Source organism: Comamonas resistens (assembly GCF_030064165.1).
Lineage (GTDB): Bacteria > Pseudomonadota > Gammaproteobacteria > Burkholderiales > Burkholderiaceae_C > Comamonas > Comamonas resistens.
In genome coordinates, this window is record NZ_CP125947.1 from 1705537 (window position 1) to 1725234 (window position 19698).

18 protein-coding genes are annotated in these 19698 nt (G+C 57.8%); 17 read left to right on the top strand and 1 reads right to left on the bottom strand.

Features of this window, described 5'->3' with window-relative positions; all coding sequences use genetic code 11:
* Positions 1–38 precede the first annotated feature (38 nt).
* Complete coding sequence (locus tag QMY55_RS07905) at positions 39–953, bottom strand: helix-turn-helix transcriptional regulator (protein ID WP_283488079.1); 915 nt, start codon at positions 951–953, stop codon at positions 39–41.
* A gap of 159 nt (positions 954–1112) precedes the next feature.
* Here QMY55_RS07905 and QMY55_RS07910 point away from each other — a divergent pair, with 159 nt between their 5' ends.
* From QMY55_RS07910 to QMY55_RS07990, 17 genes are all read left to right on the top strand, one after another.
* Positions 1113–2990 (top strand): ADP-ribosylglycohydrolase family protein, encoded by a 1878-nt coding sequence (locus QMY55_RS07910; protein ID WP_283488080.1) that lies wholly within the window; start codon positions 1113–1115, stop codon positions 2988–2990.
* Between the two features lie 16 nt (positions 2991–3006).
* Positions 3007–3516 (top strand): hypothetical protein, encoded by a 510-nt coding sequence (locus QMY55_RS07915; RefSeq protein WP_283488081.1) that lies wholly within the window; start codon positions 3007–3009, stop codon positions 3514–3516.
* A 23-nt stretch (positions 3517–3539) separates the two neighbouring features.
* A complete protein-coding gene (locus QMY55_RS07920; protein ID WP_283488082.1) occupies positions 3540–4040 on the top strand; it encodes a hypothetical protein in 501 nt (166 codons plus the stop codon).
* Entirely contained in the window at positions 4037–4639 is a 603-nt protein-coding gene (locus QMY55_RS07925) for a hypothetical protein (RefSeq protein WP_283488083.1), read from the top strand. The genes QMY55_RS07920 and QMY55_RS07925 overlap by 4 nt, the downstream gene beginning before the upstream one ends.
* A 577-nt stretch (positions 4640–5216) precedes the next feature.
* The gene (locus QMY55_RS07930) at positions 5217–6434 is read left to right on the top strand and encodes a tyrosine-type recombinase/integrase (protein ID WP_279885908.1); all 1218 of its coding nucleotides are present in this window, start codon (positions 5217–5219) and stop codon (positions 6432–6434) included.
* A gap of 63 nt (positions 6435–6497) precedes the next feature.
* Positions 6498–7094 (top strand): hypothetical protein, encoded by a 597-nt coding sequence (locus tag QMY55_RS07935; protein ID WP_279885910.1) that lies wholly within the window; start codon positions 6498–6500, stop codon positions 7092–7094.
* 117 nt (positions 7095–7211) lie between these two features.
* Positions 7212–7460 carry a helix-turn-helix transcriptional regulator gene (locus tag QMY55_RS07940; protein WP_158392212.1) on the top strand — a complete coding sequence of 83 codons (249 nt, stop codon included), beginning with the start codon at positions 7212–7214 and terminating at the stop codon, positions 7458–7460.
* Positions 7461–7469: 9 nt separating this feature from the next.
* Complete coding sequence (locus QMY55_RS07945) at positions 7470–7751, top strand: hypothetical protein (protein ID WP_283488084.1); 282 nt, start codon at positions 7470–7472, stop codon at positions 7749–7751.
* Positions 7751–7969 (top strand): hypothetical protein, encoded by a 219-nt coding sequence (locus tag QMY55_RS07950; RefSeq protein WP_283488085.1) that lies wholly within the window; start codon positions 7751–7753, stop codon positions 7967–7969. Before QMY55_RS07945 ends, QMY55_RS07950 begins: the two co-directional genes overlap by 1 nt.
* A complete protein-coding gene (locus tag QMY55_RS07955) occupies positions 7969–10416 on the top strand; it encodes a DUF3987 domain-containing protein (RefSeq protein WP_283488086.1) in 2448 nt (815 codons plus the stop codon). The genes QMY55_RS07950 and QMY55_RS07955 overlap by 1 nt, the downstream gene beginning before the upstream one ends.
* Positions 10417–10718: 302 nt before the next feature.
* Complete coding sequence (locus tag QMY55_RS07960) at positions 10719–11030, top strand: hypothetical protein (RefSeq protein ID WP_283488087.1); 312 nt, start codon at positions 10719–10721, stop codon at positions 11028–11030.
* Complete coding sequence (locus QMY55_RS07965) at positions 11027–11740, top strand: hypothetical protein (RefSeq protein ID WP_283488088.1); 714 nt, start codon at positions 11027–11029, stop codon at positions 11738–11740. Before QMY55_RS07960 ends, QMY55_RS07965 begins: the two co-directional genes overlap by 4 nt.
* Before the next feature lie 220 nt (positions 11741–11960).
* Positions 11961–14543 (top strand): EcoAI/FtnUII family type I restriction enzme subunit R, encoded by a 2583-nt coding sequence (hsdR, locus tag QMY55_RS07970; protein ID WP_283488089.1) that lies wholly within the window; start codon positions 11961–11963, stop codon positions 14541–14543.
* Between the two features lie 63 nt (positions 14544–14606).
* A complete protein-coding gene (locus tag QMY55_RS07975; RefSeq protein ID WP_283488090.1) occupies positions 14607–15245 on the top strand; it encodes a hypothetical protein in 639 nt (212 codons plus the stop codon).
* A gap of 70 nt (positions 15246–15315) precedes the next feature.
* Complete coding sequence (locus tag QMY55_RS07980) at positions 15316–16815, top strand: type I restriction-modification system subunit M (protein ID WP_283488091.1); 1500 nt, start codon at positions 15316–15318, stop codon at positions 16813–16815.
* Positions 16816–16857: 42 nt separating this feature from the next.
* A complete protein-coding gene (locus tag QMY55_RS07985) occupies positions 16858–18603 on the top strand; it encodes a restriction endonuclease subunit S (RefSeq protein ID WP_283488092.1) in 1746 nt (581 codons plus the stop codon).
* Between the two features lie 10 nt (positions 18604–18613).
* Entirely contained in the window at positions 18614–19618 is a 1005-nt protein-coding gene (locus QMY55_RS07990; protein ID WP_283488093.1) for an Abi family protein, read from the top strand.
* Positions 19619–19698 lie beyond the last annotated feature (80 nt).

Below are 19698 nucleotides of genomic sequence, written 5' to 3' on the forward strand. Positions count from 1 at the left end.
TTTTTTCCTTGACCGAAACGAACGGATTGCGTAGCCCATCAGTCAGCCTCCGCTTCTGCTATTTTTTGTTCTTGCGATTTATAGCCAGGTGCCAAAGTCGCATTCTTGACTCCATAAATTGCCAAGTGGTCTTTGAGCCATAAACGGTACTCGTGCCCGCGCAAACTGTGGTCAGGGGAGCAGTCGACACTCCATTTGCGCAGGATGTATCCGGCGGTGGCGGCGCGCAGATTCATCCGCAGCACGCCGCCCTGCATGCCGTAATCCATCTCGGTGATCTCCGGCCGGGGTTGATCCGGGTGCGGCACCAACTCGAGCTCGACGATCCGGGTCCACTGAATGTCCTGATCGCTTGTTTCGTGGGGCGCCACGGGCTGCCCCTTGAGCACCACCGGGCGCTTGATCCGAGTGATGACGAAATCCCGGAACTCTTGGGACTTCCGGTCGAAGGCGCGGACGTGCCAGCGCAGACCGTTGTCGATCAGCGCGAACGGGACGATCTCCCGCTCGGTGCGGCCACTGGAGATCGAGTGGTACTCGATGCCGAGCGGACACTCCTGGTGGATCGCCCGGGTCACGCTTGCCAGCACATCCAGATCCGGATGCGTGAGCCGTGACGGGCTCTCGCTGGCCACCCACGCCTTTAGCCGCATCGGCTCGCCGTCGCCAAAGCCCTGGGTCAGCCACGACAGCACCCGCTCCGGGGGGAAGTCGAAGACGGGCCCGAAGTCCGGCCCCAGGACGTAGGACTTGCCCTTGGAGTCGTAATCGATGTTGCCCGGGGCCAACTCTTTATACAGCGCCAGATCCCTGGATGCGGCGGCGGACTGGATGCCAAACCGCGTGACCAAGTCCTGGCGGCGTATCTCCCCAATGAAGCGCACGCGCAACTCCACAAACGCGAGCCGGTCGCGTTGTGGCTGGGTTAGATCTGCAAGCTGTTCGTTCGACATCCTGGCTGGCTCGTTCGGGTTAGCGAATGCTTGTGCGGGTTATTGCGGAAAGTATATGGTCTGCCCTAGAATCTGTCCATGACTCTATTTTGATTTGTTTGTGCGTCGCATTGTGATAACTACATGCGGCGCGGCGGCAAAAGGATCGGTACGGGCGCCATGCAAGATTTCGCGGAGCTTCACCTCAAGCCAGAGACGCTGGCGCGGTACGGGTTGCCGGACATCCCGTACCCGGTCCCAGCGGCCGATCTGAAGTCGGCCCTGCTCGATAACGGGGACCTGCCGCTGGCCGTGATGCTGCACGGTCTGCAGCAGCGTAGCCGGGATGGGGAGGCCGAATGGCAGCAGGTCGAACCCGCAATGGATCGGCTTGCCGAGCTATTGGCGCCCGACGATGCCCGCGATGTCGTTTCAGCCGCTGGTGACCACTGGTGGCTCGAGGTCGGGCCCGTAGACCTCGGCGGCAAACTGGTCACCATCCAACGTGGCGATGCTCTGATCGCTGCCATCACCGCCCGGGACGACGGACGATTGCGGGTGGCCGTGTTTCGCCCGTTGGACGCCAAGAGCGCGGAATACCTGATCGGGCTGGGGCAAGTGCCTCACCCTGAGCACGGTGTCTGCATGCGCGAGAACAACTGGGAGTACGCGCTCGACTGCTCTGCCGGCAACGGCAACTACTACGCTGCCGACCGGGGCGAGACCTACCTGTCCTACTGGGAGAAAGGCCTGGGCATCAGTTGGGACGGCTCCAATGTGCCCGAGTGGCGCAAGCAGCTGGACCTTGTCGCCCGGCCCGCCGCCCGCGTCGTCGCAGAGCTGGGCGTCTACTACACCTTGTCCGGCAACGAGAACGAGGAGCCTGTGGCCGATACAGGCGCGGCGGAAGAGTTCGAGACAGCGGCAGCACCGGCCTGGCGCAGCAAGCGCCAGCAAAAGCGCACGGTTCAGGGGCGGTTTCTGGGCTGCCTACTCGGCGGCGCAGTCGGCGATGCGCTGGGTGCACCGGTGGAGTTCATGAAGCGGGCCGAGATTCTGCGTCGCTTCGGCCCGAAGGGCATCACCCAGTACGCACCGGCTTATGGTGGCCTGGGGACGATCACCGACGACACGCAGATGACCTTGTTTACCGCCGAGGGGTTGATCAGAGGCTGGGTGCGCGGCTGCTTCAAGGGCATCACGACGTACTCCGGGGTCACGGCTCACGCCTATTTGCGCTGGCTGCAAACCCAAGGCGAACGCCCGACATGCGACATCAATTTCGGCACCGATGAGCCTGGCTGGCTGCTTCAGCAGCGTCCGCTGCACAGCCGTCGCGCACCGGGCAACACGTGCCTATCGGCCCTGCGGGCGATGAACTCCCTCGGGGAGCCGGCCCGCAACGACAGCAAGGGTTGCGGCGGCGTCATGCGGGTTGCGCCAGTCGGTCTGTTCGCCTGGCGACTGCGGCAGTACGAATCTCCCCAAGACGCCTTCCGGCTGGGTACCGAGTTGGCTGCGCTGACCCATGGCCACCCGACCGGAGCCCTGACCGGTGGTGTGCTGGCTGTGCTGATCCTGGCGCTGACCGATGGCGCGTCGCTGCGCGAAGCACTGGCCGCCGCCAAACGCCTCCTGCCAGCCGAGCCCGGCCATGATGAGACGCTGCGGGCAATAGAGATGGCCGAGGAGTTGGCCGATTCCGGTCTGCCCCATGAAGAAGCCATTGCCCGGCTGGGCCAGGGCTGGATCGCCGAGGAGGCCCTGGCGATCTCCATCTATTGCGCGCTGGTCGCCCGCAATTTCAAACACGGCGTGATCTTGGCGGTGAACCACGATGGCGATTCCGACTCGACCGGAGCGATCGTCGGCAACCTGCTGGGCGCGATGCATGGCGTGAAGGCAATCCCTGCCGAGTGGCTGGAGCCGCTGGAACTGCGCGACGTCATCACCGAATTGGCGGAAGACCTCTACGCCTTCAAGGATTGGGCAATCGGCGAGTACAGCGACAACGAAGAGCTGAACCAGCGGATCTGGCGGAAGTACCCGGGATTCTGAGATGGAGTGAACTGGCATGAGCGGAAATCGATGGGACCAGCCGGGCGTGCCCCACAAAGGATGGCACTGCGTGGATGTGGTCGACCTGCGGGCCGACGGCGAGTCGGCGGACGAAACCGATTACGCGACCTGCCAGATGTGCGGCAACGAGAAGATCCGCTACGTCCACATCATGGAACACCCGGATCTGGATGAGAACTTCGACGTCGGCTGCGTCTGCGCCGAGAAGATGAGTGGCGACTACGAAGGACCGAAACGGCGTGAGGCCAAGTTGCGCAACCGGGCAGCACGCCGAACCCGATGGCTGCAACGCAAGTGGCGGGTGTCCGCCAAGGGGAACAGCTTTTTGAACGTCGATGGGCACAACCTCGGCGTCCACATGAACAAGTTCAAGCGGTGGGGCTACCGGATCGGCAGCCGGTTCAGCACCAAGACCTACGCAACCAAAGACGAAGCCAAGCTGGCGCTGTTCGATGACTTCTGGGCCGCGACCCAGGATGACGATCGGCTGTGGAGCACCGACTGAATCGAAAGAAGGGGAAGAACAACATGACGGCTCAAATTGCAGAAAGGCTGCACTACCAAGGGGAGGACGTGGCGATGTGCACGAACCCTCTCAGCGACTACTTCGCCATGGGCGGATTCAACCCGCGCTTCGAGTCGAACTGCACGGCGCTATGGCGCGGCTACGTCGGCAGTTGGGAGATCGTTGACGACCGCCTGTACCTGGTCGGTCTGACCGGAACGCTCGAAGACGGCGCCGAGGCATCATTGGCAACCATCTTCCCAGAGTTCCCAGAGCGTGCGTTCGCCCACTGGTACTCCGGCACGATCCGCATCCCCCAGGGCAAGCAACTCGAATACGTCCACATGGGCTACGGCAGTACCTTCGAGAGAGACCTGTTCCTAGATGTCGAGCGGGGTGTGGTTGTGACAACCCGAGTGCGTCAAAACGGAGTCGCTGACTTTGAAAGCGCCCCTGAAGGCTATGAGGTCGGGGCCATGACGGTGTTTCCTCGAACCGGCAAAGGCGAAGGGGAGTCGGCGTGATCTATCTCTACTGGTATCTCGGTGTCGGAGTGGCGGTCCTCGCCGTCGTCTATGGCGCACACCGCCTGACAAAGGAGAAAGAGTCCGAATTTCTTCGTGATCTACTCGACGCTGTCAACCCGGATCGCAAGAAACTTTCCTACCGCATCCTCAACAACGTCGTCGCGCCGGTTCTGACTGCGATCCTGGTTGTCGCCGTCTGGCCTGTGGCTGTCTATATGAAGGCTAAAGAGATGCTCCAGAAGAAGGACGGGACTGAGATCGAAAAGGAGCGCGAATTCGCCGTTGAGCGTCAACATCTTCAGGAACGCCTGACGGTGCAGGAGGTCGAGAGGCGCGAAGTCGTCACCGACCCGCTCAAAGCTGTGCCTGAATTGCCTTTTGGCCATCTCAACGCGGCGTGGCAGGAGTTCCTCAACGGCCACGTCGATGGCGGTGAGTTATGGTCGTTCTCGGCGCGGTGGCAGACGACATGGGGGCGCAAGGAGCTGAGGTCCGGATATGTGGTGGTCCGGGACGGAGCGCCGTGTGCCCACTTTCTGACTGTATGGAAAAACATCCTGGACGACACCGACGGCGAGGCCAAACAGGCGCACTGACGATATACCGGGATGCTCGGAAGGCAGGCTGACTCAACGTCACCTGGGGCTCCAGACTTCAGGAACAGATCCGCATCTTCGATGGCCTGCGGACGCTGGTTCAATTCCGCAAATGGGAATCGAACTGGCGCCATGAGTGATGCCCCGGACGGGTGACCTCGGCCAGGCAGAACTGGCAGGATTGTCGGCAGTTGGGGCCGGATTCCGCACCTTTCCGCAGGAGTTCGCGGTGGTCGTAAGGCGCTGAGTTACTGAGGTTTGGCGCAGGGTTCCACCCCACCACCATCCACCAAAACAAAGGCCACCAAGTACATACACTTGGTGGCCTTTTTCATTGGTAAATCAGTATCTTGTAGAACAATGGCATACAGGGGAGAACATTGACAGCCAAGCTGTGACCGGGGAACATATCGGGGAACAAAGCGACGTTTTTGATCTTGACCGGGGAACAGAGAGGGTCGCCGGGGAACACGATAGGCACTGTGTTCCGTTTTCTCTCTATAGACCGTTCATAAACGCGGAACGTCGTGGCCGGGGAACATTTCCCTAAAACCTTTGAAAGCCGGGGAACACGCTAATGCTTACAGATGCTCAGTGTCGCAATGCCACATGCCCTCCTGATAAAAAGCGGGCACGTTTGACGGACTCAAGTGGGCTGTATCTGGAAGTCAGTCCTGGAGGATCCAGGCGCTGGTTTCAGAAAATTTACCGAGACGGCAAGGAAACGAGGCTGGCGCTGGGGAGCTACCCGACGGTGAGTTTGACTGCTGCAAGGCGGGCCAGAGATGCTGCAAAGTTGCAAAAAGCCGACGGAGTGGATCCGATACAGGCGCGTAAGGTTGAACGGCTGAAGGCCAGCAATCCTGCGGGAGATAGTTTTCAGGTCGTTGCGCTGGAGTGGTATGAAAAGCAGGAATCTCAATGGAGCGAAACGCACGCTGTACGCGCTAAGCGCCAGCTAGAGAGGGATTTGTTCCCATGGCTGGGCGATAGGCGATTGGCGGATATCGAGCCTGTGGAGCTTTTGGCAGTGCTGCGCAAGATTGAGGAGCGTGGTGCGGTTGAGACAGCTGACCGAGGCTTGATGTTGGCTCGCCAAGTCTGGCGCTATGGCGTTGCCACGGGGCGGGTGGGTCGTGACATAACGGGAGACCTCAAAGGGGCATTGTCACCGTATCGTGGTAAGCACTTTGCTGCCATTACAGAGCCTCAACAATTTAGTGAGCTGCTGCGGGCCATCAAAGGGTACAAAGGCGGGCCGGTCGTTCGCGCCGCTTTACGGCTGGCTCCGATGCTGTTTCAGCGTCCCGGCGAGTTACGTGGTGCGGCCTGGGCAGAGATGGATTTGGATGCCGCGCTGTGGACGATTCCGGCAGCCCGGATGAAGCGCAACAAGGACGGTAAGGAAAACGGGCAGCCCCATATCGTCCCGCTGTCTACACAGGCTGTTCAGATTCTGGAAGCCCTGAAGCCATACACGGAGATTACCGGATTGGTGTTCCCCGGTGAGCGGCAGCGCAGCAAACCTATATCTGAAAACTCAGTTCGCACTGCCTTGATATCTATGGGCTACACGCCAGATATTCAGACTTGGCATGGATTCAGAGCTTCGGCACGCACCATGCTTGCTGAGCAGTTGGAGTTCGACCCTCTGGTGATTGAGGCGCAGTTGGCTCATGCGGTGCGTGATGCTAACGGGCGCGCATACAACCGAACTACCTATTTGAAGCAGCGCCAAATCATGATGCAGCGTTGGGCAGATTACTTGGATAAGTTAACTGCTGCAGGAGCCTGAGTGAGCCATCGATTGCTACGAATTTCCTACGCAAAAAAGTTGTGAGCGAACCTAAGGATATAGATGACCGTAGATCAGGATTGGCATGAAAAAATATTTGGTGAGATCGTTGGCCCCATTCCTCCTGGAGGCATAACTCGGACAGTGCATGTCCCTGAAGAGGTGTACCAATTTTTTATGGAATATGCGGCAGGCCGAAGCCGTCATGTGAAGGTATTACAGGCAGAGGGCTATGACTACGACGCGTTGCTGCAAAGGTGTGCAGGAGCATTGCAGGCTGGAGATATGCAGGAGAGTCGCATAAAGGGGCTTGTCCAAGTACTGACTGATTGGCAGTCCACCGTTCAGGTAACGAATGAACTTACTGAAAGAAGTCTTGCACTTGTTGAGGATGCTCGTACTTTAATGGAGCTCCAATATGCACTCGGGGTAAAGGAAGGTAAGTCAGTTGCTCCCAAAAAAGGAGCTGAGAAGAGGCACGCAGAACATAGGGCCATGAAGGCTGATGTTTTCTCATGGCTTGATATCAATATGTCTAGCTTCAAAAGTATGGATAGGGCTGCGGAGGCTATTGCGGGGAAGGTTGCTCCTATTGCTTTCAGAACCGCGCGAGCGTGGGTTGGAGAATGGAAGAAGGTACGCGCTGCTAGCAAAGCGTAGGTTGTGCAAGCGGGCTGAACTGTTTGCTGGCTAAGAGGCTTCAAAAGCCATCTCAGAAAAAACAGACTGCTACCCATCGAAACAACGGCAAGCAAAGCCGAGGAAAGATGGACAGCTATGGCTCTTTGGAGAATTGAAGCCTGTAAGGCAGAGACAGGCGACCGCAGCAATACCAGCATTTACAACGCTATCCGTGCTGGCACTTTTACGAAACCCGTAGCCATTGGCCAGCGAGCAAAAGCCTGGCCTGACTACGAGGTCAAGGCGATTGTTCGTGCGCGTATTGCTGGTAAATCGGATGACGAAATCCGCGAACTGGTGAACCGCTTGCATGAAAAGCGTGTAGATCCGCTGGCTATGGTCTAAGGAGGGCATATGAACAAGCCCCAAGACCTTCTGAGCCTGGCGCAAGCCGCTATCAACTATGCCCAGGCGGTGGCCAATACCGCCCAGTGCAAGGGTACGTTGCATGCCGGCTATCACGCCTGGCGCATTCAGACCCAAACCTTTGAGTACATCCCGCGCCGCAGCGATGCATGGAATGCCATGATGCTTGCCACTGCTGGCGAGTACCAGAAGTTGCGCAATGCAAAAAGCCGTGAATGGCGTGCCAAGCAGAAGTTGCTGGCTCTGGCCAAGCGCTGGGAGGGCATGTAATGGCCTTGAAGACAACACCCGGCACTACTGGCACCGCAGCATCGAGCGCTGCAGACGCGCCCCCTTCGACTAACACCAATAAGGATTTTCACGTCCTGCACTCCAGCGCAGAAACGCAGAGCGAAACCTACTGGGCGCAGCGCTGGGGCCTGGTGCGCCATCTGCCCAAGTTGCACGATACGTGGCTGTTCGTGGCGCAGATTGGGGAGCGCATGTAATGGTGTTTGTTGAGCAATTCCAAAGCGCCATCGCAGCGGCTGGTCTGCCTTCCCCCGAGTTGGTCCAGGGCGATGGCAAGCTGTACCGCTACAGCACCAATGGCAAGCGCGGTGATCAATCGGGCTGGTTCGTACTGCACGATGATGGGGATATGGCTGCGGGTGCATTCGGCTGCTGGCGCACTGGCATCCAGCAGACCTGGTGCAGCAAGGAGGTGAGCATGTTCACACCTAGCCAGCTCAGCGCCCACCAACAGCGCATGCAGGCCATTGCCAAGCAGCGCGAAGCCGACAAGGCCCAGCGCCAGCAGGAGGCTGCGGTTGTGGCGCTCAAGCGCTGGGAGGCTGCTGTGCCAGCTGCCGCAGACCACCCTTATCTGATGCGTAAAGGCATTCAAGCCCACGGCATCAAGGCAGAAAGCGAGTCTTTGCTGGTCCCGCTGCGCGACGTCTCTACCACTTTGCATAGTCTGCAGGCCATTGGCCCCGAAGGTGACAAGCGCTTCCAGCTGGATGGTCGCATCAAAGGCTGCTACTTCGCCATCGGCAAGCCCAAGGGGCTGCTGATTGTGTGTGAGGGCTTCGCCACGGGTGCATCCATCCATGAGGCCAGCGGCCATGCTGTGGCCTGTGCGATGAATGCTGGCAACCTGCTGGAAGTAGCCCAGGCACTGCACCGCAAATACCCTCAACTGCGTCTGATGCTGGCAGCGGACGATGACTGGAAAACCGACGGCAATCCTGGCCTGACCAAGGCCCGTGAAGCCGCCCAGGCGGTGGGGGCACTGCTGGCGCTGCCACGCTTTGACGGCCTGCGTGACGATAAAGCCACCGACTTCAACGACCTGCACCAGAGTGAGGGACTGGAGGCTGTGCGCGCATGCATTGAAGCAGCAATGACAGTGCAGGCCATGGCTGAGTCGGCGCCCATGCCGTCGTCGGCTGATACGGGCGCGGCATGGCCTGACCCCACGCCGTTGCCTGACGGTCTGCCGGCAGTGATGGCCTTTGATGAAGAGCTGATGCCTGTGGCGCTGCGTGCCTGTGTCATGGATATTGCCGAGCGCATGCAGTGCCCGCCAGACTTCACAGCCGTGGGCACCTTGGTGGCTTTGTCCAGCTTGATTGGTGCGCGTGCGGTGGTCAAGCCCAAGGCCCATGATGACTGGCAGGTTGTCACCAATCTTTGGGGAGCCATTGTGGGCCGCCCTGGCGTCATGAAGTCTCCTGCTTTGAGCGAAGTGCTCAAGCCCTTGCACCGCCTTGAGAAAGCGGAGCGTGAGCTGTGGCAGGCAGAGCTTGAGGCCTGGGAGCTTGATTGCAAAGTGGCCGAACTAGCGGAAGCGGCCAACGAACGCCAAGCCAAGAGCCTGGCTGCCAAAGATCCAGCGGCAGCGCGTGCCTTGCTGGAGCCCAAGGACATGCCGCCGAAGCCGGCCATGCGCCGCTATGTGATCAACGATGCCACCGTGGAAAAACTGGCAGACCTGCTGGTCACTAACCCCTGGGGCACCTTGGTCTATCGCGATGAAATGCATGGACTGCTGTGCAGCATGGACAAGCAAGGTCAGGAAGGCGCACGCGGCTTTTACCTGACGGGCTACGACGGCAACCAAGGCCATGCAGTTGACCGCATTGGACGTGGTGAATCCTATGTGCCCCGCGTCTGCTTGGCGATGCTGGGCGGTATCCAGCCCGGAAAAATCCAAAGCTATGTGCGCGATGCGGTGGCTGGAGGCTCTGGTGACGATGGATTGTTGCAGCGCTTTGGTATGACGGTTTGGCCTGATATCAAAACCGAGTTCGTGTATGTGGACCGGAGGCCAGACCTCGCCGCCCGCCAAGCCGCGTGGGAGGTTTTTGAGCGCCTGAATGCTCTGCAGCCAGCCAATGAGGATGCCGCCATCGTCTGGAGCTTCAGTGCCCATGCTCAGGCACTGTTTGAAGAATGGATGGTGCCTTTCGAGCAGGAAATTCGCAGCGACTCGCTCCATCCTGCCCTGGTGTCGCACCTCTCCAAGTACCGCAAGCTGGTTCCGGCGCTGGCGCTGATCTTCGCTTTGGTCGATACGCCAGACAGCGCCAGCATCATTCACGAGAACGAATTGATGCGCGCATTGGCCTGGGCAGACTATTTGCGCAGTCATGCAGAGCGCCTTTATGCCGCAGCGGTTGTCCCCGAAACGTCGGGTGCACAAACACTGCTGGCCAAGCTCAAGGGCGGCAAGCTCAGCGATGCCCATGGGAATGCGCTCCTGCAATTCACCCCACGCCAAGTGGCTGTCAAACACTGGGCCGGATTGGGCACCCCGGATGCTGTGCGTAAAGCTGCCGATCTTTTGGCTGACTATGGCTGGCTGGTCAAAGACGTGGTGAGCCTGCCGGGGCGCCGTGATAGTGAGATTTATGTGCTGCATCCCCAACTGCTGAAAGGGAGTGCGCAATGAACTGGCTTGCACGCCTCAAGGCTGAAACCCACCGCTCAACGCACGCTACAAACGCTACGCCCGCCAAGAACGTAGCGTTTGTAGCCCCCACTGCACAAGCAACTCTCACAACCGAGCAACATCCCGCAGCGCATCTGGCCCTGGGTGCCCTGAGCCCTGCGCCGAACACTGGCAAGGATACGAACGCTACGGACGCTACGACCACCCCAAACGTAGCGTTTGTAGTGCCCCCTCCATCAACAAAACTCACAGCAGTGGGGCAAGCAGACTCTGATCGGTGGTGCTGGCCGCACAGCAGCGCCATGAACACCCTGGAGATTGACACCTTCATCGTGCGCCTAGAGCAGTTCACACGCCAAGGCGTCTCACTGCCAAATGCTGAGCTGCTGGCCGAGCGCCTGGTGCTGCGTGACCGGGATGAGGACGATCGCCAACTCTGCCTGGAATGCCAGCACCTGCAAGGCGATGTGGGCCGCTGGCGCTGCTCGAATGCTCATGCAGCGCGCATGGCCGTTGGTATCGCCAATGCGCCGTTGCCAGTGGGTATGACACAGCAGTTGCAGCGCTGCCCCGGTTTTAGAGCTGACCAATCTTCTGCCGGAGGAACGATATGAATCAACGCAAATCAAAGGCGCAAGCGCAGAACAACAAGAGCGAGGATAAGCATTTGACTCGCAAGCAGATTGAGTGTGTTGAGGGTGAAACCAAGGAGGCGACTGCCTTGAATTTTGCCAAGTTGGTCATATCGCCCGAAATGGCCAGTTTTCGCGTGATAACCAACCGTGAGCGTGAAGACCTGATGGCGCAGCTGGACACGCCTTCCCTGATAGGCGCTTTGCGCGAGCAAACCCAGGCCGTACATCGTGGTGATATGAAAGCAGCCGAGGCCATGCTCATGAACCAAGCTACGGCACTGCAGTCTTTGTTTGTGAAGTTGACCGAAACAGGACTACAGGCAGGACTACTGCGTCAGCAGGAAACAGCTTTGCGCCTGGCGCTCAAAGCCCAAAGTCAATGCCGCGCCACGCTGGAGACTCTGTCCAATATCAAGAACCCGCCAGTGGTGTATGCCAAACAAGCCAACGTGACGACAGGGCCGCAGCAGATCAATAACGGAGTGCCCTCAAGCGCGCCGAATGAGCCCGCAGGCACGCAGCAAAAAAAATCTCGCAAAAACAAACTGAAGGAATTGCCGCATGAACAAGAGCAATGGCTGGACTCAGGAGCGCCGGGCACAGCAGGCGGCACGGATTCGTCAACAAAAGCCATGGCTCCAGTCCACAGGCCCAAAAACCGTGGAGGGCAAGGCCAAGGTAGCGCGTAACGCCTATAAAGGTGGCGCATGGAAAGCCATGCAAGAGCTGCGCCGCCGATTGAACGAAGGCTTTGAGGAACAGCAGCGTTTTTTAAATGGGCTATAGGGCAGTTGAGCCAAGTAAGAGTCTTGGAGCCCATTTTTGTCTGCGTGAAATGAGGTGGAAATATTGCCGTTAATGGATTGGCATAATCAGTTACAAAATTAGCAGGTGGCCCGGAGAGACGCATTGGATAAAAAGCAGCTCAGCGAAGCAGATATTCGCTCAAAGTTTATTGACCCAGCCATCCTCAAAGCGGGCTGGAGTGAAGCAAACCAGATTTACCGCGAATACGCCATCACCAATGGTCGCATTGTGGTGCGTGGGCAAAGAGCACAGCGCAATATGCAGACAGCTTTGCGAGCGGACTACTTGCTGTGCTGGCAGTATGGCCAGCCTCTGGCAGTGGTGGAGGCCAAGGACAACAATCACACCGTAGGCGCGGGCTTGCAGCAGGCCACTGACTACGCCGAGCGCATGGGCGTGCCATTTGCGTTTTCCAGCAATGGTGATGGCTTTGTGTTCCGTGACGCCACCTTGGCCGATGGCGTGCTGACTCAAGAGATTGGCCTCGATAAATTTCCCAGCCCCGAGGATTTATGGGATCGCTACTGCGCTTGGAAGCAATGGACACCCGAGCAAAAGCAGGTCAACGCCTTTGCCTACCATCAGGGCGACAACGGTCGTGTGCCACGCTACTACCAGCTGCATGCCATCAACCGCACACTAGAAGCCGTGGCCGCAGGACAAAACCGCGTGCTGCTGGTCATGGCCACGGGTACAGGCAAAACCTACACGGCTTTCCAGATCATCTGGCGCTTGCTTAAAAGCGGTGCAAAAAAGCGTGTCTTGTTTCTGGCAGATCGCAACATCCTGGTCGATCAAACCATGGTGGGGGATTTCAAACCCTTCAAGGGCGGCATGGCCAAGCTCAGTCCCAATGCCAAGGGAATTGAGCGCGTGGATGCACAGGGCGTTAAAACCGTAGAAGAGCTGGAGCTGGCTGTCACCAAGGGCAAGAAAAGCACCGGTGGCAAGCAAGTCAACAAAGCCTATGAGGTGTACTTGGGGCTGTACCAGGCCGTCACTGGCAAGAACGGTGCAGACGACGTTTACAAGCAGTTCAGCCCTGACTTCTTTGACCTCATCATCATTGACGAATGCCACCGTGGCAGCGCCAATGAAGACTCGGCTTGGCGCGAAATTCTGGACTACTTCAGCAACGCCACGCAGGTGGGGCTGACGGCCACGCCCAAAGAAACGGAAGACGCCTCCAACATTCACTACTTTGGTGAGCCCGTCTACACCTACACCCTCAAGCAAGGCATTGAAGACGGCTTTCTGGCTCCGTACAAAGTCGTGCGTGTCGATCTGGACCGCGATACCTTTGGTTGGCGCCCTCCTAAGGGCATGCTCGACGATAACGGCCACCTCATTGAGGACCGCATCTACAACGCTGCGGACATGAACCGAAACTTGGTGCTGGGCCTGCGCGACCGCGTGGTGGCAGACAAGATCACCCAGTACCTCAAAGGCACGGACCGCAATGCCAAAACCATTGTGTTCTGCGAAGACGTAGACCACGCTCAGCGCATGACTGCCGCGCTGGCAGAGGCCAACAAAGACATCTGTGCCACCCGCCACAAATATGTGATGCAAATCACCGGCGACAACGAAGTAGGCAAGCGTGAGCTGGACAACTTCATTGACCCTGACAGCGCAGACCCCGTCATCGCCGTCACCAGCAAGCTCATGAGCACGGGGGTAGACGCCCAAACCTGCAAGCTCGTGGTGCTGGACCAGAACATCAAGTCCATGACGCTGTTCAAGCAAATCATCGGGCGCGGCACGCGCTTGAATGAGGAGCATGGCAAGCAGTTCTTCACCATTCTTGACTTCAAGCGTGCCACCGAGCTGTTTGCCGACAAAGACTTTGATGGCGAACCTGTGCAAATCTACAAGCCAACAGGTGATGACGATGTGGTGCCACCACCACCTGCGGATGACGAAAGCGTTGTGCCTGATGGCGACAACGGCTTGCCAGACACGGGTGGTGAAGGCCAAGGCGGCAAAACCAAAGACCCGGCTGGCGTCTATGGCGACGGAGCTGGCGAAAACGGGAGCGAAAACACGGGTGGAGGAGGCGGCACAGACAAGCCGCGTAAATACGAGATTGGTGGTCGCGTTACTGTGAGCATTGCCCGAGAGCGCATCCAGTACCTCGACGCCAACGGCAAGCTGGTGACGGAGAGTTTGCGTGACTTCACCCGTATCAATCTGGCCAAAAAATACGACTCGCTGGATGCTTTTTTGCAAGCCTGGACGGGTGCAGACCGCAAAGAAGCGCTCGTGCAAGAGCTGCAACACCACGGCGTGCTGCTCGATGTGCTGGCTGAAGAGCTGGCGCTGGAAAAAGGCGAGGGCACAACGCTGGCTGAGGCTGATCCATTCGATGTACTGCTGCATGTGGCCTATGACCAGCCCATCCTCACGCGCAGCGAACGTGCCCGCCGCGCCAAGCAAAAACTGGCCGACGATGGTGTTTATGCAAAGTACGGCAACACAGCCCGCAAAGTTTTAGAAGCCTTGATCGACAAATACGCCGACGAAGGCATCTTTGCCATTGAAAATACCGACATCCTGAAGGTACAACCCTTCACCCAGATGGGCAGCAACGTAGAGCTGATGAAAAGCTTTGGAGGCAGCAGGCAGGACTACCAGGCTGCCATGACCCAACTAGCCCAAGCCATCTACCAGCCACCGGCTGCATAAACAGGTAAACCCTCGCTGCCAGTGCTTGCCATGCAAGTGCTGGCATGGTTTTTTTGCGAAACAATGTCTCACCTCGTCGACCAAGAAGCAGCATTGCACTTCATCCACCACTACCAGCGCTTGCTGGTTGAGGTGGCGGCGCACCCTACTTTCCCCAAGCCTCAGGCGGCGAAAGTGGAATGCCTTGAGCTGCTGACGCAGGCTCGTGGCTGGATGCTGGCCCACCCCCATGTGTTGTCAGATGCGCAGGCTGCACTGCGCAAAGCCAAAAAGCCCTTGCCGGATGACGTAGAGCAAGCCGTGCGCAGCATGCGTGCGGGGCGCTGGGTATATTTGCGCGACACCGCGCACTACAGCATCTTGCTGCCTGTCATGGCACATGAACGTGCCGAGGCTTATGCCGTCAAGTCCCTGACCACGCGCCTGCGCGATATGACGGGCAGTAGCGGTCTGGTGCTGCAGACAGCCCTGATGAACTACGCGGGCGGCATTACCACCGATGGGCTGGTGGGCACGGTGGCCTATCTTGGCCCCGGCTACCGCGATAGCTATGGTGACTATGTGGCGCAGGCGCGCCTGCAAGGCCAGTTTTACCAAAAGCAACTACCGGCCTTGCCAGTCACGGCTGAGCAAAAGCAGGCGGTTAAAAACAATCCTGCAGCGCCTCGTAAAACCGCCCAGAAAGCCATTTCCAAAATCTAAAACGATAGCGGTAAGCGATGAATTAATCTGCGCTTACCGCTGTTTTGAGTCCTATTCTTTGAGTTCCCGAATGTCCAACCTCTCCAGCTCCATCAAATCCATCCAAGACATCATGCGCCAAGACAGCGGCGTCGATGGTGATGCCCAGCGCCTGTCCCAGCTCACCTGGCTGCTGTTTTTGAAAGTGTTTGACGCGCTGGAAGAAGAGCTGGAATTCACCCAAGACAACTACCAAAGCCCCATCCCCACCGGCATGCGCTGGCGCGACTGGGCGGCTGATGGAGAGGGCATCACCGGCGAAGCCTTGATTGACTTTGTCGACAACCAGCTCATCCCCACCTTGGCCAGCCTGCCCGGCAGCATCGAGCACAACCCGCGCGCCTATGTGCTGCGCAGCGTGTTCGATGACACCTACAACTACATGAAAAGCGGCCACCTGCTGCGCCAGGTCATCAACAAGCTGGCCGTGATTGACTTCAACCGCCAGGCAGAGCGCCACCAGTTCAACGACCTGTACGAAAAGCTGCTCAAAGACCTGCAAGCCGCAGGCAACGCGGGCGAGTTCTACACGCCCCGCGCCGTCACGCAGTTCATGACGGACATCATCAACCCCCAGCTGGGCGAAGTGGTCATGGACCCCGCCACCGGCACCGGCGGCTTTTTGGTCTGCGCCATTGAGCACCTGCGCCTGCAAGCCCAAACGCCCGAGCAGCAAGCCCTGCTGCAAACCGCCGTGCGCGGCGTTGAGAAAAAGCCGCTGCCCCATAGCCTGTGCGTGACCAACCTCATGCTGCACGGCATTGAGGTGCCCAGCCAAATCAAAAACGACAACACCTTAAGCCGCCCGCTGCGCGACTACACCAAGGCAGATCAAGTCGACATCATCCTCACCAACCCGCCCTTTGGCGGCACGGAAGAGCCGGGCATTGAAGACGGTTTTCCGGCTGACCTGCGCAGCCGCGAGACGGCAGATTTGTTCATGATCCTCATCATGAAGCTGCTCAAAGATGGTGGCCGCGCCGCCGTGGTGCTGCCTGATGGCTTTTTGTTTGGCGAAGGCAGCAAAAGCCGCATCAAAGAAAAGCTGCTCACCGAGTGCAATCTGCACACCATCGTGCGCCTGCCCAATGGCGTGTTCAACCCCTACACCGGCATCAAAACCAACATCTTGTTCTTCACCAAGGGCCAGCCCACGCAAGAGGTTTGGTACTACGAGCACCCCTACCCCGTGGGCGTGAAGAACTACAACAAAACCAAGCCCATCCACATCAAAGAGTTTGATGCCGAGAAGGCTTGGTGGGGCAGCGCCGCAGACGGCTACGCCAGCCGCGAGCAGACTGAGCAAGCGTGGAAAGTCAGCATCGACCAGCTGCGCGCCGCCAACTGGAACCTTGACCAGAAAAACCCCCATGTGGGCGAACAGGTGAGCCATGACCCCGACGAGCTGCTGGCGCAATACCAGCAACTGCAAGCCGATGCACAAGCGCTGCGCAATGAGCTGCAAGCCATGCTGGCCCAGTCGCTGGCGGGCGGTGCCCATGTTGCAGATGCTGCGGCATTGAAGAATTAATAGCGGCTAGCGCTTGATAGATAAGGATTTCAGGTTCAAACCATGCTGAAAACAAGCACTGACCAGCGCAAGCTGCTACCAAATTTTGAACAACTATTCGCCACCACCGCCCAGGCCCCCGGCGGCGTGGCGCGTCTGCGTGAGTTGATTTTGACGCTGGCGGTGCAAGGCAAATTGGTGCCGCAAGACCCCAGCGACGAACCGGCCAGTGAGCTGCTGAAAAAGATTCGGGCAGAAAAAGACCGCTTGATTGCAGAAGGAAAAATCAAAAAGGACAAGCCACTGGCGGTAATTGCGGAAGAGGAAAAGCCGTTTGAGTTGCCGGTGGGGTGGGAATGGGTGCGACTTGGTGCCTTGACGGAACTTATTACCAGTGGTTCTCGTGATTGGGCTGAGTATTACTCAGATTTTGGGCCAATATTTTTACGTATGGGTAATCTCTCAAAGGGTAGTTACCGGTTACGCCTCTCCAGTCTGCAGCATGTGATTCCACCAAAGGGTGGAGAGGGTAGTCGTACCAGTCTTATAGAAAATGACCTGCTCTTATCAATTACTGGTGATGTGGGAATGCTTGGGTTGATACCGAAGAATTTTGGTGAAGCCTATATAAATCAACATACTTGCTTGATTCGTTGGATGGAAATTCTTAGAAATGAGTTTTTTCCAATGCAAATGCTCTCCAATGCTATTCAAGACCAGTTAAATGCTCCTCAGCGTGGAGTTAAAAACAGCTTTCGATTAAGTGATGTATCCGGGGTCATACTTGCACTTCCCCCCCTTGCAGAACAATCCCGCATCGTTGCCCGCGTCGAAGCACTGATGCGCCTGTGCGATGCGCTGGAGGAAAAAGGCCGCCTGGAACACACCCAGCACCAGCAACTGCTGCAAGCCATGCTGGACAGCCTGACCCAAACCACCGATGCACGCGATTTGGCACGCCACTGGCAGCGGCTGGCGCAGCACTTTGACCTGCTCATCGACCGCCCCGAAGCCGTGGACGCGCTGGAGCAAACCATTCTGCAACTGGCCGTGCGCGGCCTCCTGGTGCCGCAAGACCCCAGCGATGAACCTGCGAGTGAATTGCTCAAAAAGATTCGGGCGGAAAAAGACAGGTTAATTGCAGAGGGGAAGATTAAGAAAGATAAACCGCTTCCTGCGATTGGGGAGAATGAAAAGCCGTTTGAATTGCCCGATGGGTGGAATTGGACTCGGGTTTCTGAAATATGCTCTATTGTCACAGATGGTGAACATGCAACACCCCAGAGAATTGAGGATCCATCACAAGTTCCATTAGTTACCGCTAAAAATGTGCGCAGTGAGTTTATGGACTACTCAGTGACTGACTATGTTCCGAGAAATGTTGCCGAGCAATGTTGGAAACGCTGCAAACCAGAACTTGGCGATGTATTAATGGTCTCCGTTGGTGCAACGACAGGGCGGCTCTGTGTTTTGCGCGAAGAAGTTGATATGGTTCTGGTTCGTAGCGTTACGTTATTACGGGCGGTTAAATTAGGCATTGATATTTCATATTTCGCCCTGAATTTAATGTCGTGTGATACACAGAGAGAAATATGGGGAAGTGTTAAGCAAAGTGCTCAGCCATGCTTGTATTTGGCAAAGTCAGCAGCTTTGAAAATTGCACTCCCCCCCCTCGCCGAACAATCCCGCATCGTCGCCCGCGTCACCGAGCTGCGCGCCCTGTGCCAGCAGTTGCGCGAAAAGCTGGCCCAAGCGCGCCACACTCAAACCCAGTTGGCGCAGGCGTGGGTAGAGCAAGCGGCAGCGTAAGAGAGCAGGCATGGCAGGCTACGCCAAACCTTGGACCAGTTATGCCGACCAGTTGCAGCTATTGCAGCAGCGCGGCATGCAGGTGTCTGACCCCGCCAAGGCGCTGGAGTATCTGGAGCGCATTGGCTACTACCGCCTCTCAGGCTATTGGCACGACATGCGCCAGTGGCAGCGCGATGCAGCAGGCCAGCGCGTGGTGCTGGACCAGTTCAAGCCGGGCACCCAGTTTCAAGATGTGGTGGCGCTGTATGTGTTTGACAAGCGCTTGCGCCTGTTGGTGCTGGATGCGCTGGAGCGCATAGAAATTGCGCTGCGCGTGGACTTGTCGTACCGGTTGGGGCAAAAGGGTGCTTTTGCGTACCAAGACGCGGCGAGCTTCAATGCCAATTTCACCCAGAAAAAGAAGCGTTCGGGCTTTACCGCCCATGAGGATTGGCTGAAGAAGCACAGCAGCTTGATTCAGCGCAGCAGCGAGAAGTTCATCCAGCACAACCGCAGCAAATATGGCTTGCCTTTGGCTATTTGGGTGGCTTGCGAGGTGTGGGACTTTGGGTGCATGTCGGTGCTGTTTTCTGGCTTGCCTGAGCCTGAGCAAAACGATATTGCCCAATCCTATGGGCTAGCTACCGACAGCGGTAGTGTGCTAGGCAGTTGGCTGCGCAGCTTGAACTACCTGCGCAACGTGTGCGCGCACCACAGTCGCTTGTGGAACCGCAACGTGGTGGACCAGCCCAAGCTGCCCAAGCAAGGCAGTGTTGCAGCTTTGGATGCATTTCACGGCGCAGCCTTTTTAGTGGCCCGCCCGTTTGTGCTGCTGTGTATTTGCCAGCACTTGATGCGGCAAATCAATCCACTTTCTACCTGGAGCCAGCGGGTGCAAGCACTGCTGCATGATTTTCCGCAGCTCAGTCACGTAGGGCTGACACTGCAAGGCATGGGAATGCAAGCGCAGTGGCTGCAAGCTTCCAACGAGGCAAATGCCCCGTACTGGACAACCCTTGTTGCCCAAGCATAGGCAAAGAAAAACCCCCAGCAGCTAGTGCAAGCACATCACTGAAGGGGGCCGTGTTGAGACGAATTCTATCCAAATTTGGA